At 30.5% G+C, this 13,426-nt stretch carries 12 protein-coding genes; 11 read left to right on the top strand and 1 reads right to left on the bottom strand.

From position 1 onward, the window contains the following. The first annotated feature begins 1 nt into the window (after position 1). The 4 genes from ARA19_RS12395 to lepA all read left to right on the top strand — a co-directional run bounded on the left by ARA19_RS12395 (position 2) and on the right by lepA (position 4,694). Complete coding sequence (locus ARA19_RS12395; protein WP_055071280.1) at positions 2–1,078, top strand: stage II sporulation protein P; 1,077 nt, start codon at positions 2–4, stop codon at positions 1,076–1,078. Positions 1,079–1,242: 164 nt separating this feature from the next. Next, complete coding sequence (locus tag ARA19_RS12390; RefSeq protein WP_207643343.1) at positions 1,243–2,232, top strand: stage II sporulation protein P; 990 nt, start codon at positions 1,243–1,245, stop codon at positions 2,230–2,232. Positions 2,233–2,428: 196 nt separating this feature from the next. Next, positions 2,429–2,785 (top strand): hypothetical protein, encoded by a 357-nt coding sequence (locus tag ARA19_RS12385; protein WP_055071278.1) that lies wholly within the window; start codon positions 2,429–2,431, stop codon positions 2,783–2,785. Positions 2,786–2,894: 109 nt separating this feature from the next. Beyond that, entirely contained in the window at positions 2,895–4,694 is a 1,800-nt protein-coding gene (gene lepA / locus ARA19_RS12380) for a translation elongation factor 4 (RefSeq protein ID WP_055071277.1), read from the top strand. A gap of 161 nt (positions 4,695–4,855) precedes the next feature. Here the strand turns inward: lepA and ARA19_RS18145 are convergent, their stop codons facing one another. Next, a complete protein-coding gene (locus ARA19_RS18145; protein ID WP_278321699.1) occupies positions 4,856–4,981 on the bottom strand; it encodes a hypothetical protein in 126 nt (41 codons plus the stop codon). Between the two features lie 266 nt (positions 4,982–5,247). Here ARA19_RS18145 and hemW point away from each other — a divergent pair, with 266 nt between their 5' ends. The 7 genes from hemW to ARA19_RS12345 all read left to right on the top strand — a co-directional run bounded on the left by hemW (position 5,248) and on the right by ARA19_RS12345 (position 13,426). Further along, positions 5,248–6,375: a radical SAM family heme chaperone HemW gene (gene hemW / locus ARA19_RS12375; protein WP_055071276.1), complete on the top strand. Its 1,128-nt coding sequence runs from the start codon at positions 5,248–5,250 to the stop codon at positions 6,373–6,375. 252 nt (positions 6,376–6,627) lie between these two features. After that, entirely contained in the window at positions 6,628–7,644 is a 1,017-nt protein-coding gene (gene hrcA, locus ARA19_RS12370) for a heat-inducible transcriptional repressor HrcA (protein ID WP_055071275.1), read from the top strand. Between the two features lie 89 nt (positions 7,645–7,733). Further along, positions 7,734–8,333: a nucleotide exchange factor GrpE gene (gene grpE, locus ARA19_RS12365; protein ID WP_055071274.1), complete on the top strand. Its 600-nt coding sequence runs from the start codon at positions 7,734–7,736 to the stop codon at positions 8,331–8,333. An 82-nt stretch (positions 8,334–8,415) separates the two neighbouring features. Further along, positions 8,416–10,269, top strand: a complete 1,854-nt coding sequence (gene dnaK / locus ARA19_RS12360; protein WP_055071273.1) for a molecular chaperone DnaK — start codon at positions 8,416–8,418, stop codon at positions 10,267–10,269. Between the two features lie 124 nt (positions 10,270–10,393). Next, positions 10,394–11,548, top strand: coding sequence for a molecular chaperone DnaJ (gene dnaJ, locus ARA19_RS12355; protein ID WP_055071272.1), 1,155 nt, complete (start codon positions 10,394–10,396; stop codon positions 11,546–11,548). A gap of 165 nt (positions 11,549–11,713) precedes the next feature. Further along, positions 11,714–12,655: a 50S ribosomal protein L11 methyltransferase gene (gene prmA, locus ARA19_RS12350; protein WP_055071271.1), complete on the top strand. Its 942-nt coding sequence runs from the start codon at positions 11,714–11,716 to the stop codon at positions 12,653–12,655. 21 nt (positions 12,656–12,676) lie between these two features. Next, positions 12,677–13,426 carry a 16S rRNA (uracil(1498)-N(3))-methyltransferase gene (locus ARA19_RS12345; protein ID WP_055071270.1) on the top strand — a complete coding sequence of 250 codons (750 nt, stop codon included), beginning with the start codon at positions 12,677–12,679 and terminating at the stop codon, positions 13,424–13,426.

The raw sequence follows: 13,426 nt of genomic DNA, 5'->3' as shown, positions 1-13,426 counted from the left end.
TTTGTCTTTAACAACGAGAACCATGAGGAAAAATTCAGAATTACCCATGGGATTAATATTTACTTTAGTATTTACAATATTTTTTATGATTAGATTTATGAATATAGCTTTATCAAGAAATATAATGGGTAATCATGCTTACGTTCAGATGATTAATGAAGGAATACCAATGCTTAAAGCTGAATATTATGATAAGGATGCCTATGTGGAAAGTGAAGTTACAGTTAAAAATTTAGTTTTAGAAACCTTTTGGATTGATAAAATAAATTTAGAAACTATATTAGCACTTCAAATACCGGGATTTAATGAATTTGCCTCTAAAAATGAATTTAGTGGTAGTAAAGAAAATATAGATTCTTTTATTGTTAAGGAAAGCAGTATAGAAAAGCACACTGAAAATGAGAAGAAGGAAAATCAAGATACTAAAGTTAATGAAGCTAGAAATCCTAATATAGTAAAAGTTTTAGATCAATCAAAGCCTGAAGTTTTGATTTATAGTAGCCATACAGCAGAGGCTTTTGGAGAAACTGGTGGATTTAGCAATGATATGGAGAAAAATATATTAGGAGTAGGAGCTTTAATAGAAAAGGAACTAGAAGAGTATTATGGTATATCTGTTATTCACGATAAAACTATGTATGCAGCAGATTATAATAATGCCTATAAAAGATCTAGAGAAGGGGTTCAAAGTTATTTAAACAAGTATGGAGACTTTAAATTCATTTTAGATCTTCATAGAGATGGGGGACCTAAAAGAGAAAATGTAACCATGAATATAAATGGAGAAAGTGTTGCTAGAGTAATGTTTGGAAATGGGAAAAATAATCCTAACTATGCTCATAGTAATGAAACAATAAATAGGATGATTGAAGATTTAAATAAGAATTTTCCTGGGTTAAGTAGGGGAATAGTTACTTATAACAGAGCTAAAAGTAATTCATACAATCAAGACTTATCTAAAAATGCTTATTTAATGGAGGTTGGATCAGAGAAATGTACTCCTGAAGAAGCAAAGAACACAGCAAAATATATAGCTAGAATAATTGCAGAGGAAGTTTATAGACAAGATAATAGATAGATATTTCTACTGAACTTTAGAAAACATAACATAATATTTTAAGTCATTGCATATAAATCTCTATAGATAAAGGAGGTGTGCTTTTGATTGAAACCGTAAGGCTAAATAAGAAAGTGGAGCTGCCCATAGGGATGATTATATGTCTAGTAATATCTATGTTATTTATGACGAGGTTTGTAAAGGTAGCTTTAACAAGAAATATAACAGGGAATCATGCTTATGTGCAAATGATTAATGGAGGGATTCCTATTTTAAAGGGTTCTTATTATGACAAAGATGCTTATGAAGAAAGTACAGTAACCATAGGGAGTTTACTTATGGAAACTTTATATGTTGATAAAATAAATCTAGAGGCTATATTATCTCATGGAGTAGCTGGTTTTAGAGGATTTACATCTAATAATGAATTAGTAGAAAATAATACGCTTAGTTCCTTTACAGTAAAAGAACAAAGCGTAGAGCTTAAGGGGAATGAAGAGAAAAAGGTAGATCCAAGTGGAGTTAGAAATCCAAAACTAGTTAAAACCTTAGACCAATCAAAGCCAGAGGTATTATTATATAATACTCATACAACAGAGGCTTTTACAGGTGATATTGAAGGTAGAAATGCTTATAGTGATGATATGAGTAAGAATATTGTTGCAGTTACTTCCTTAATAGAAAAGGAACTTGAAGAATATTATGGGATATCTGTAATACATGATAAAACTATATATTGTTCAGATTGGAATAATTCATATAGAGCATCTAGAAAAGGAATTCAAAATTATTTAAATAAGTATGATGACTTTAAGTTAATAGTAGATGTCCATAGGGATGGAGGAATACCAACTAAAGAGAGAACTACTGCAAATATAAATGGGGAAAGTTTAGTTAAATTACTTTTCCCAACTGGAAAAAATAATGTTAATTATAATGAAACAAAGGCCTTAATAAATAGAATGAATGATGATATTAAGGAGTTTTTCCCAGAACTTTATAGGGGAGTTTTAGAGAGAAATAGAGCTTCTAGTAACTCTTATAATCAAGATTTATCAAAAAATTCAGTTTTGATAGAAGTTGGTGGAGACAAAAACACCTTTGAAGAGGCTAGTAATACAGCTAAATATATAGCTAGATTAATAGCAGAAGAAGTTTATAGAAAAAGTAATTAGAATTAGTGTAGAAGGATTACAGTGATTAACTATAAGACAAAAGATACTTTAGGTATATCTCTATAGGTTAGGAGTTATAAATTATATTATGAAAGTTAAAGTATTTACTTTAATTTATACCTTAGAGTATTCTGAATAAAAAGTGAAATTTAGGACATCCTTTAAGATAGATATTTATCTTAAGGGGTGTTTTTGTTTGGGAAAAAAAATAGTATTTTCATGTACATTAGTTTCAGTAATTATATTTTTACTTTGGGGTGTGTTAACAATAAATTTAATAGTCACTGACGCTTTTAATAGTATGGAGAATGAAAGGTATGTAGTAAATTATGATGATATAAAGGAAAAGGTTGGAGTTGATTTAAAGAGTTTTAGTAATGACAATGCTTTTTTAAAATCCTATAATTCTAAGGAAGGTTTAATAATAGGTTTAGGAAAGTATTTTATAAATTTAGATACTAATGTAGTAACTAAAATTTTTTCAAAGAGCTTTTATTTTATAACAGATACAGTAAACACCATAAATAATTATGTATATGATATTTTTTATTAATATTTTAGATTATTTACACTTTGAATAAAACTTATGGTATAATCTATTTTGACTTATTTTACAATGGGGGTGAATACTGTCAACTAGGCTAGAAAGGACAGGAGATAATATGGATAAAAAGAAATTTATTAGAAACTTTTCTATAGTGGCACATATTGACCATGGTAAATCAACATTAGCGGATAGACTTCTTGAGAAAACAGGAACCTTAACTAAGAGGGAAATGGAAGAGCAAGTTCTAGATACAATGGAACTTGAAAAAGAGAGAGGGATTACTATAAAGTCTCAAGCAGCAAGACTTATATATAAAAGAGAAAATGGAGACGAATATATATTAAACTTAATAGATACTCCAGGACATGTAGACTTCACTTATGAGGTTTCAAGAAGCTTAGCGGCTTGTGAAGGTGCAGTACTTGTAGTTGACGCAAGTCAAGGAATACAAGCTCAAACATTGGCTAACTGCTATTTAGCTTTAGATAATGATTTAGAGATAGTACCAGTAATAAACAAAATAGATTTGCCAAGTGCAAGACCTGATGAAATAAAGCAGGAAATAGAAGATGTAATAGGAATAGAGGCAGAAGAGTGCCCATTAATTTCAGCTAAAACAGGATTAAACATAGAAGACGTTTTAGAAGAAATAGTTGAAAAGGTTCCAGCACCAGAAGGTGATAATGATGCACCTTTAAAAGCTTTAATATTTGATTCTTACTATGATAGCTATAAGGGTGTAGTTTGTTATGTAAGAATAAGAGACGGTAAAGTTAAAAAAGGAACTAAAATAAAGTTAATGGCAACAGGAAAAGAATATGAAGTAACAGAGGTAGGAGTGTTTACTCCAGCACCATTCCAAGTGAATGAACTTCAAGCAGGTGAAGTTGGTTACATAACAGGTTCTATAAAGAATGTTAGAGATGCTAGAGTTGGTGATACTATAACTTATGCAGATAACCCAACAGCTGAACCTTTAAAGGGATATAAACCAGCAATGCCAATGGTATTCTCAGGTATATACCCTGTTGATGGAGCAAAATACGAAGAACTTAAAGAAGCTTTAGAAAAACTTCAAATAAATGATGCAGCATTAACTTTTGAGCCTGAGACATCTATAGCTCTTGGATTCGGATTTAGATGTGGATTCTTAGGACTTCTTCACATGGAAATTATGCAAGAAAGAATAGAAAGAGAATTCAATCTTGATATAATTACAACAGCACCATCAGTTATATATAAAGTAACAAAAACAGATGGAGAAACTTTTGATTTAACAAACCCAACAAATCTTCCAGAACCAACAGAAATAGCTTACATGGAAGAACCAATGGTTAAAGCTTCAATAATAACACCAACAGATTATACTGGAGCTGTTATGGAACTTTGTCAAGATAGAAGAGGAAAGTATCTTGATATGAGATATATAGAAGAAACAAGGGTTGTTATAGATTACGATATGCCTTTAAATGAAATAGTTTATGATTTCTTTGATACTTTAAAATCAAAAACTAGAGGATATGCATCCCTAGATTACGATTTAAAAGGTTATGAAAAATCAGAACTTGTTAAGCTTGATATACTTCTTAATGGAGATGTTGTAGATGCCTTATCTATGATAGTTCCTAAAGATAGAGCTTACAATAAAGGTAGAGGAATAGCTGAAAAATTAAAAGAAATAATTCCAAGACAAATGTTTGAAATACCAATACAAGCAGCAGTAGGTTCAAAAATCATAGCTAGAGAAACTGTTAAAGCTATGAGAAAAGACGTTCTTGCTAAGTGTTATGGTGGAGATATTTCAAGAAAGAAAAAACTTCTTGAGAAACAAAAAGAAGGTAAGAAGAGAATGAGACAATTAGGAACTGTTGAAGTGCCACAAGAGGCATTTATGGCAGTACTAAAAATAGATTAGAAAAAAAGGATGCTTTATGCATCCTTTTTTTTATTACTTTTATCAATGTATTTTTTCATTTGCAGAGATAGCTATATAGGCACAAATGGTGAACCTATATAGCTAGATAAAAGGCAGAGAGGATGTATCTGTAAGTTGATACATCCTCTTTTTTTCTATTATTAATTTTTTTCTTTTCCTTGTATTTCTGGTACTTGGTTTTCTCCATATTTATGATGTGGTTTGTGGTTACTTTCTTTTCCATGTTGAGCTTTTGGATTTGGTAATCTCATTCCTGCTTTTGCCATTAATATCACCTCAAATATTTATTAATCTTTAAATAATAAAATGGTTCATATTTAATCTTTCTCTATTATTATTTCAATGTATGAAAGATTTATAATAAGTACATAATGGAAGAAAACATATAATAGATGTGATTTCTTAATATATTACAGGGAATTTTTCTTATGATATTATATAACTAATGAATGTAGACTTAATTTATATGGACTTTTAACTCTATTTAGATTTTAGTGGAAGTCATATAAAATAAAAATTTTTGGAGGAATTTATGAAAGAAATATCATTATATATACATATACCTTTTTGTGATCAAAAATGTTTTTACTGTGATTTTCCTTCCTTTGCGGGTAAGGGACAATTAAAGGAAGCTTATATTAAAGCTTTAATTAAAGAAATGAATAATAAGATTACTAAGGAGTATTTAATTAATACTATTTTTATTGGTGGTGGAACACCGAGTTCCTTAGGAGTTAATGAATTAGAAATGCTTTTAAAGGAAGTAAGTAAATTAAATTTAAGTAACAATATTGAACATACTATGGAGTGTAATCCAGGAAATTTAACAAGAGAAAAGTTAAAAATAATGAAGGAATATGGTGTTAATAGAATAAGTATGGGACTTCAAGCAGTACAAAACACTTTACTTAAATCTATTGGTCGTATTCATGATTATGATGAATTCGAAAAGAATTTTAAGGAAGCAAGAGATTTTGGTTTTAATAATATAAATGTAGATTTAATTTTTGGGCTACCAAATCAAAGTTTAGAAAACTGGAAAGAAAGCCTAGAAAGGATAATAGCTTTAAACCCAGAACATATTTCAGCTTATAGCTTAATTATTGAAGAAGGAACAGCTTTTTATAAACTCTATGAAGAGGATAAGTTAAAGGTTCCTGAAGAAGAAGTTGAAAGAGAAATGTATAATTTGGCTAAAAGTAAATTATTAGAGGCTGGATATTATCAATATGAAATATCTAATTACTCAAAGATAGGATTAGAATGTAGGCATAATTTAGCTTATTGGAATATGGATAGTTGGATAGGTGTTGGAAGTGCTGCCAGTTCTTATATTGATAATAAAAGATTAACTAATACATCAGTAGTTGAAAAATACATAGAAGGGATAAATAATGATAATCCTATAGTGGAAGAAGAAATTATTAATTCTTTAAAAGACAATATGGAAGAATTTATGTTTATGGGTCTTAGAAAAATAAAAGGTATTAGTATAAGTGAATTTGAAAAAAGATTTGGCAAATCTATTGAAGAAGTATACGGTCCTTTATTAAATAAATATGAAAAGGCAAAACTTATAATTAGAAATGGAGATAATCTATATCTTAGTTCTCAAGGAATAGAATGGTCTAATCAAATAATGGCAGAATTTTTATTGTAAAAGTAATTTTGAAAAGAAATTTCCTATGAGGAGATTAGGAATAATGGCTATTTACGGTTAAAAATAAAAGATTTAATTAAAGGTGATTATATATCTAAAATGGAGAATGAGGAAGATAATTCTTTATAATCTCCATAAATGAAGTATTTTCCTTTAAAAAATAATATTGACGAATTTAGGATAAAAGCATATTATAAGACTATAGTAATTAGCACTCGATATTAATGAGTGCTAATAAAAGAGGTGATAGTAATGATAGATGATAGAAAATTAAAAATTCTGCATGCTATTATAAGAGATTATATTTCTACAGGTGAACCGGTTGGTTCTAGAACTATCGCTAAAAAATACAATCTTGGTATAAGTCCAGCTACTATAAGAAATGAAATGGCTGACTTAGAAGAAATGGGGCTCTTAGAGCAACCTCATACGTCAGCTGGGAGAGTTCCTTCTAATAAGGGATATAGATTATATGTAGATAGAATAATGGAATGTGAAAGACTTTCACAGGAAGAGGAAGCTATAATTAAGCATCAAATACTAAAAAATGAATATGAAATAAATACATTAATTCATCATGTTAGTAGCTTATTATCTGATCTGACCAAATTAACTTGTGTTGTTAATACAAGATCTGTGAAAAGAAATTGTGTTATTTCTATACAATTAATCAAAGTAGATAATAATGGAATACTTTGTATAATGGTAATGGACAGTGGGATTATAAAGAATAAATTAGTTAAAGTTAGTTATGTACCTAATGAAGAAGTACTTTCAAATATAGGGAAAATAATAACTAATGACTTAAAAGAACTATTTATCGAACAAATAACTCTAGAAGTTATTGAAGGCCTAAAAGAAAAATTAGGTGGTTATGATGATATAGTTGAAGCTGTACTTCCTGCTTTATATGAAGGCCTTAACAGTAAAACTGTTGACGAATTATTTATGGAAGGAACCACAAATATATTTAATTATCCTGAGTATAATGACATTGAAAATGCAAAAAAAATGTTATCATTACTCCATAACAAAACAGAAATACCAAAGCTAATAGGAAATAATGACGGCATAACTGTTAGAATTGGAGATGAAAATTTCGTTCCAGAAGCTAATGATTGTGCAATAATATCTGCTAATTACACATTAGGAGGTAAAGAATTAGGAACTATAGCTCTTATAGGACCAAAAAGAATAAATTATTCTAAAGTCTTAAGTATTATGAATATGGTTATGAAGGAATTAAATGAAACTTTAAATGATGAATAGTCATTATTAAAGATGATTGTTATATTTAATAAGCTAAATTTATAAGTTGGTTTATATTTAAATGATAGAAATGAGGTGGCCAAAAAATAATGGAAGATAATAAAAATGGAATAGAAGATGAAGTTTTAAATAAAGAGGAAGTTTTAGAAGAAGAGCCAAATGTAGATGAAAATAGCGAGGAAGTAAGTTCCGAAGAAGAAACTGAAGAAATAGATGAGCTAAAGGAATTAAGGGAAAAACATATGCTATTTGAAGGAAAAAATAAAAAACTACAAAATGAGCTTGATACCTTAAAAGATAGACTGCTTAGAATAAATGCAGAATATGAAAATTACAGAAAAAGAACAGACAAAGAAAAAGAAAGAATTTACAGTGATGCTTGTACAGATGTACTTTCAAAAATGCTTCCTGTATTAGATAATTTAGAAAGAGCAGTTTTAGTTGATGGTAGCGTTGAAGACCTTAAAAAAGGTGTTGAAATGACTATAAGACAATTCATTGATGCTCTAGGTAAATTAGATGTTCAAGAAATAGATGTGTCTGAAGGATTTGATCCTAATGTACATGAAGCAGTAATGCATGTACAAGATGAAAATTTTGGACCAAATCAAGTTGCTGAAGTCTTCCAAAAAGGATATAAAAGAGGAGATAAGGTAATAAGACATGCAATGGTTAAAGTTGTAAACTAATAAAAGTTTATAATTTGAAATTAAACATTAAAAGATAAAAATAAATTTTAAATAAAAAAGATTATTTAGGAGGAATTTTATTATGAGTAAAATAATTGGTATAGATTTAGGAACAACAAATTCATGTGTATCTGTTATGGAAGGTGGAGAACCAGTTGTTATAACAAATGCAGAAGGTGCTAGAACTACTCCTTCAGTAGTTTCATTCCAAGCTAATGGAGAAAGATTAGTTGGACAAATAGCTAAAAGACAAGCGATAACAAATCCAGATAAAACAATAATTTCAATCAAAAGACATATGGGAACAGACCATAAAACTAACATAGATGGAAAAGATTATACTCCACAAGAAATATCAGCAATGATACTTCAAAAATTAAAAGCTGATGCTGAAAGCTACTTAGGAGAAAAAGTAACAGAAGCTGTTATCACAGTTCCAGCTTACTTCAATGATGCTGAAAGACAAGCGACTAAAGATGCTGGTAGAATAGCTGGTTTAGATGTTAAGAGAATAATAAACGAACCAACAGCAGCTGCTTTATCATATGGTTTAGATAAAATGGATGATGCTCATAAAATATTAGTATATGACCTAGGTGGTGGTACTTTCGACGTATCTATCCTTGACTTAGGAGATGGAGTATTTGAAGTTGTATCAACAAACGGTGATGCAAGACTTGGTGGAGATGACTTCGACCAAAGAATAATAGATTTCATAGCTGACGATTTCAAAGCACAAAATGGAATAGATTTAAGACAAGACAAAATGGCTCTTCAAAGATTAAAAGAAGCAGCTGAAAAAGCTAAAATAGAATTATCATCAGCTTCACAAACAATTATAAACTTACCATTTATTACTGCAGATGCTACAGGTCCAAAACACGTTGATATGACTTTAACAAGAGCTAAATTCAACGAAATGACTAGAGACTTAGTTGAAAAAACTATGGATATAATGAAGGGTGCATTAAACGCAGGGAATGTAAGCTTAAGTGATATAGATAAAGTTATCTTAGTTGGTGGATCAACTAGAATACCAGCTGTTCAAGAAGCAGTTAAAAACTTTACTGGAAAAGAACCTTCAAAAGGAGTTAACCCAGATGAATGTGTTGCTATGGGTGCTGCTATCCAAGGTGGAGTTTTAACAGGAGATGTTAAAGACGTATTATTATTAGATGTTACACCACTTAGCTTAGGAATAGAAACTTTAGGTGGAGTTGCAACTAAATTAATAGAAAGAAATACAACTATCCCTACAAGAAAGAGCCAGGTATTCTCAACTGCTGCTGATGGTCAAACTTCAGTTGAAATTCACGTAGTTCAAGGTGAAAGAGAAATGGCTGGAGATAATAAATCACTTGGAAGATTTACATTATCAGGAATAGCACCAGCTCCAAGAGGAATCCCTCAAATCGAAGTATCATTCGATATAGATGCTAACGGTATAGTTAAAGTTTCAGCAGTAGATAAAGCTACAAATAAAGAAGCTAATATCACAATAACAGCTTCAACAAATCTTTCAGATGCAGAAGTAGAAGCAGCTGTTAAAGAAGCTGAAAAATTCGCTGAAGAAGATAAGAAGAGAAAAGAATCTATAGAAGTTAAAAACAATGCTGAACAAGTATTCTACCAAACTGAAAAAACTATAGCAGATTTAGGAGATAAATTATCAGCAGAAGATAAGAGCAAATTAGAAGCTAAAATGGAAGCTCTTAAAGCTGTAAAAGATGGAGAAGATATAGAAGCTATTAAGAAAGCTATGGATGAATTACAACAAGAATTCTATGCTATATCATCAAAATTATATCAACAAAATCCAGAAGCTGCTCAAGGTGCAGGATTTGATCCAAACAACATGGGTGGAGCAGAAGCAAACCAAGCTCCTCATGATGACAATGTTGTAGATGCAGACTTTAAAGTAGATGAAGATAAATAATTAACTACAAAAAAGCCTTAAGCTCTGATATAATATAAAAAAGAATTTAATTAAAAGGGAAGGCAAGGGTCTTCCCTTTTTCTAAGTAGAACAATAAGTAAAGAATATATAGGTGGTGAGAATAATGTCTAAGAGAGATTATTATGAGGTCCTTGGGCTGCAAAAAGGTGCATCAGAGGATGAAATAAAAAAAGCTTTTAGAAAATTAGCAATAAAGTATCATCCAGATAAAAATAAAGGTGATAAAGAAGCTGAAGAGAAATTCAAAGAAATAAATGAAGCATATCAAGTGCTATCTGATGCAGAGCAAAAAGCTAGATATGATCAATTTGGTCATGCTGGTATGGAAGGTGGCTTCGGTGGCGGCGGAGCTGGTGGATTTGGAGGCTTCGATTTCTCAGAAATGGGAGGATTTGGAGACATATTTGAAACATTCTTTGGTGGCGGAGGCGGTGGCTTCGGCGGAAGTAGTAGAAGAAAAAATGCACCAAGAAGAGGTAGCGATTTAGAATATCAACTAACAATAGAATTCGAAGAAGCTATGAAAGGTGTAGAAAAACAATTTAATATAACTAGAACGGAAAGTTGTGAAACTTGTAGTGGAACAGGGGCTAAACCAGGAACATCTAAGAAAACTTGTTCAAAATGTAGTGGATCAGGACAAATTAGAGTTCAAAGACAAACTCCACTTGGAAGTTTTGTTTCAACTAGTGCTTGTGATGCCTGCGGTGGAACTGGTGAAGTAATAGATGAGCCATGTAACGAATGTAAGGGAAAAGGAAGAACAAGAAAAACTAGAAAAATAACAATAAATATACCAGCGGGTGTTGATAATGGAAATATACTAACATTAAGAGGACAAGGTGACCATGGAATAAATGGTGGTCCAGCTGGAGATATTTACGTTAGAATAAATGTAGTTCCATCTAAGATATTCAAGAGAGAGGGAGCAGATATTTTCTACGATTATAAAATATCTATGACAAAGGCAGCTCTTGGAGAAGAAATTACAGTACCAACTATTGATGGAAATGTTAAGTATACAGTTCCAGCAGGTACTCAACCAGGAACTAGATTTAGATTAAAAGGAAAAGGTGCTCCAAGAATAAATTCAAATGCTAGAGGAAATCAATATGTAAATATTATAGTTGAAGTTCCTAAGAATCTTAATAAAGAACAAGAAGAAGCATTAAGAGCATTTATGGTGACTTTAGGAGAGGAAACTGCTACTGAAGAACATCATAGCAAGAGAAAAGGATTTTTCGATAAATTTAAATAAATTTAAGGAAAAGGGTTCCTATTTTGGGGACCTTTTTCAATTATGTATAAACATATTTATTTGTTCTTTTATTATTTAAATAGAGAAGTCATTGCATTGACTACCTATAAGATAAAGTGTAAAATAAATTATTAGTCGCAGAGAATACAGGGAAGGATGATAATCTTGGAAGGTAATTGGATTGAAATAAAAGTAATAACTAAGAGCGAGGCTTTAGAGCCAGTATCAGGAATATTTTATAGCTTAGATTGTAAAGGTGTAGCTATAGAAGACCCTAATGATATTTTAGGAAGAGAGCAAGGTCCATTAACTTGGGATTTTGCAGATTTAAACATATTGGAATATAAAGGTAAAGCTGCTGTAGTGAAAGGGTATTTTGCAGAAGAAGATAATATAGAAGAAATAGTAGAATACATAAAGGAAAGAGTAGCAGAACTTAGAGAAGTAGGTATAGACTTAGGGGAAGGTACAGTTGAAGTAAATTCTATGCAAGAAGAAGATTGGGCAAATAACTGGAAGAAGTATTATAAGCCAACTAAAATTGGTGAAAGAATAGTTATAAAACCAATTTGGGAAGATTACGAAGTAAAAGATAATGAGTTATTAGTAGAACTAGATCCAGGTATGGCTTTTGGTACAGGAACTCATGAAACAACTAGAATGTGTGCAGCAGCACTTGAAAAGTATGTCAAAGAAGATAGTACAGTATTTGATATTGGAACAGGTTCAGGAATACTTGCTTTAATAGCATCAAAATTAAATGCTAAACATGTTGTTGGAGTAGACTTAGACCCTGTAGCAGTTGAGTCAGCTAAAATAAATATAGGATATAATAACGTTGATAATATAGAAGTTCTTCATGGAAACTTAGTTGAAGTAGTTGAAGGAAAAGCTGATTTAGTTGTAGCTAATATATTAGCTGAAATAATATGTGTATTAGTAGATGATGCTAAGAAAGTATTAAAAGAAGATGGTTTATTCATAACATCAGGAATAATTCACGAAAGAAGACAAATGGTAATTGATAAGTTAGAAAGTGAAGGCTTTGAAATAATAGAAGTAAATAAAGACGGAGAATGGAACTGTATAGTTGCAAAATTAAAATAGTTTTAAAGGGGTCATTTTATTATGCATAAATTTTTTACGCCAATAAATCTATTTACAGATACCCATGCTTTTATCCAAGGTGATGATGTTAAACATATATACAAAGTTTTAAGAGTTACAGCGGGAGAGAAGGTTTCTATAAACAATCTTCAGGGAGAAGAATATCTTGGAGAAGTTGAGGAAATATCAAAGACAGAAGTTAAGGTTAGATTAATAGAAAAATTAGATATAAACAATGAAAGTCCTATAAGCATAACTTTATTTCAAGCTATGCCAAAGGCAACTAAAATGGATTTGATTGTTCAAAAGGGAATAGAACTTGGAATGGATGAATTTATTCCAGTTATAACTTCTAGGGTTGATGTTAAGCTTAAGGGTGAATTTAAAAAACTTGATAGATTAAATAAAATTGCCCTAGAAGCAGCAAAACAAAGTAAAAGAAGTAAAATTGCTAAGGTGTTAGAGCCTATGAGTTTTGAAGAAGCTATGGAAATGATGAAGGAAATGGATTTAATTGTTATACCTTATGAAAACGCCACAGGATACGGAATTAAAGCATTAAAAGAAGAAGTAAAAGATAAAGAAATAAAAAAAGTAGCTATAATGGTAGGTCCAGAAGGCGGATTTGAAGAAGAAGAAATAGAGAATCTAAAGAAAATAGGAGCTCATATAGTAACCTTAGGTCCAAGGATTTTAAGAACAGAAACAGCAGGATTTACTTGTGCCTCTTTATTACAATATGAGTTTGGAGATTTAGGAGGAGAAATTTAG

Source organism: Clostridium massiliamazoniense (genome assembly GCF_001403635.1).
Classification (GTDB): Bacteria; Bacillota; Clostridia; order Clostridiales; family Clostridiaceae; genus Sarcina; species Sarcina massiliamazoniense.
This window is presented reverse-complemented; position numbering and strand designations above follow the sequence as displayed.

Coding starts and splice junctions, on each gene's coding strand:
- dnaK (WP_055071273.1), top strand. CDS start 8,416: ATGAGTAAAATAATTGGTATAGATTTAGGAACAACAAATTCATGTGTA.
- grpE (WP_055071274.1), top strand. CDS start 7,734: ATGGAAGATAATAAAAATGGAATAGAAGATGAAGTTTTAAATAAAGAG.
- lepA (WP_055071277.1), top strand. CDS start 2,895: ATGGATAAAAAGAAATTTATTAGAAACTTTTCTATAGTGGCACATATT.
- hrcA (WP_055071275.1), top strand. CDS start 6,628: ATGATAGATGATAGAAAATTAAAAATTCTGCATGCTATTATAAGAGAT.
- ARA19_RS18145 (WP_278321699.1), bottom strand. CDS start 4,981: ATGGCAAAAGCAGGAATGAGATTACCAAATCCAAAAGCTCAACATGGA.
- dnaJ (WP_055071272.1), top strand. CDS start 10,394: ATGTCTAAGAGAGATTATTATGAGGTCCTTGGGCTGCAAAAAGGTGCA.
- hemW (WP_055071276.1), top strand. CDS start 5,248: ATGAAAGAAATATCATTATATATACATATACCTTTTTGTGATCAAAAA.
- ARA19_RS12345 (WP_055071270.1), top strand. CDS start 12,677: ATGCATAAATTTTTTACGCCAATAAATCTATTTACAGATACCCATGCT.
- ARA19_RS12390 (WP_207643343.1), top strand. CDS start 1,243: ATGACGAGGTTTGTAAAGGTAGCTTTAACAAGAAATATAACAGGGAAT.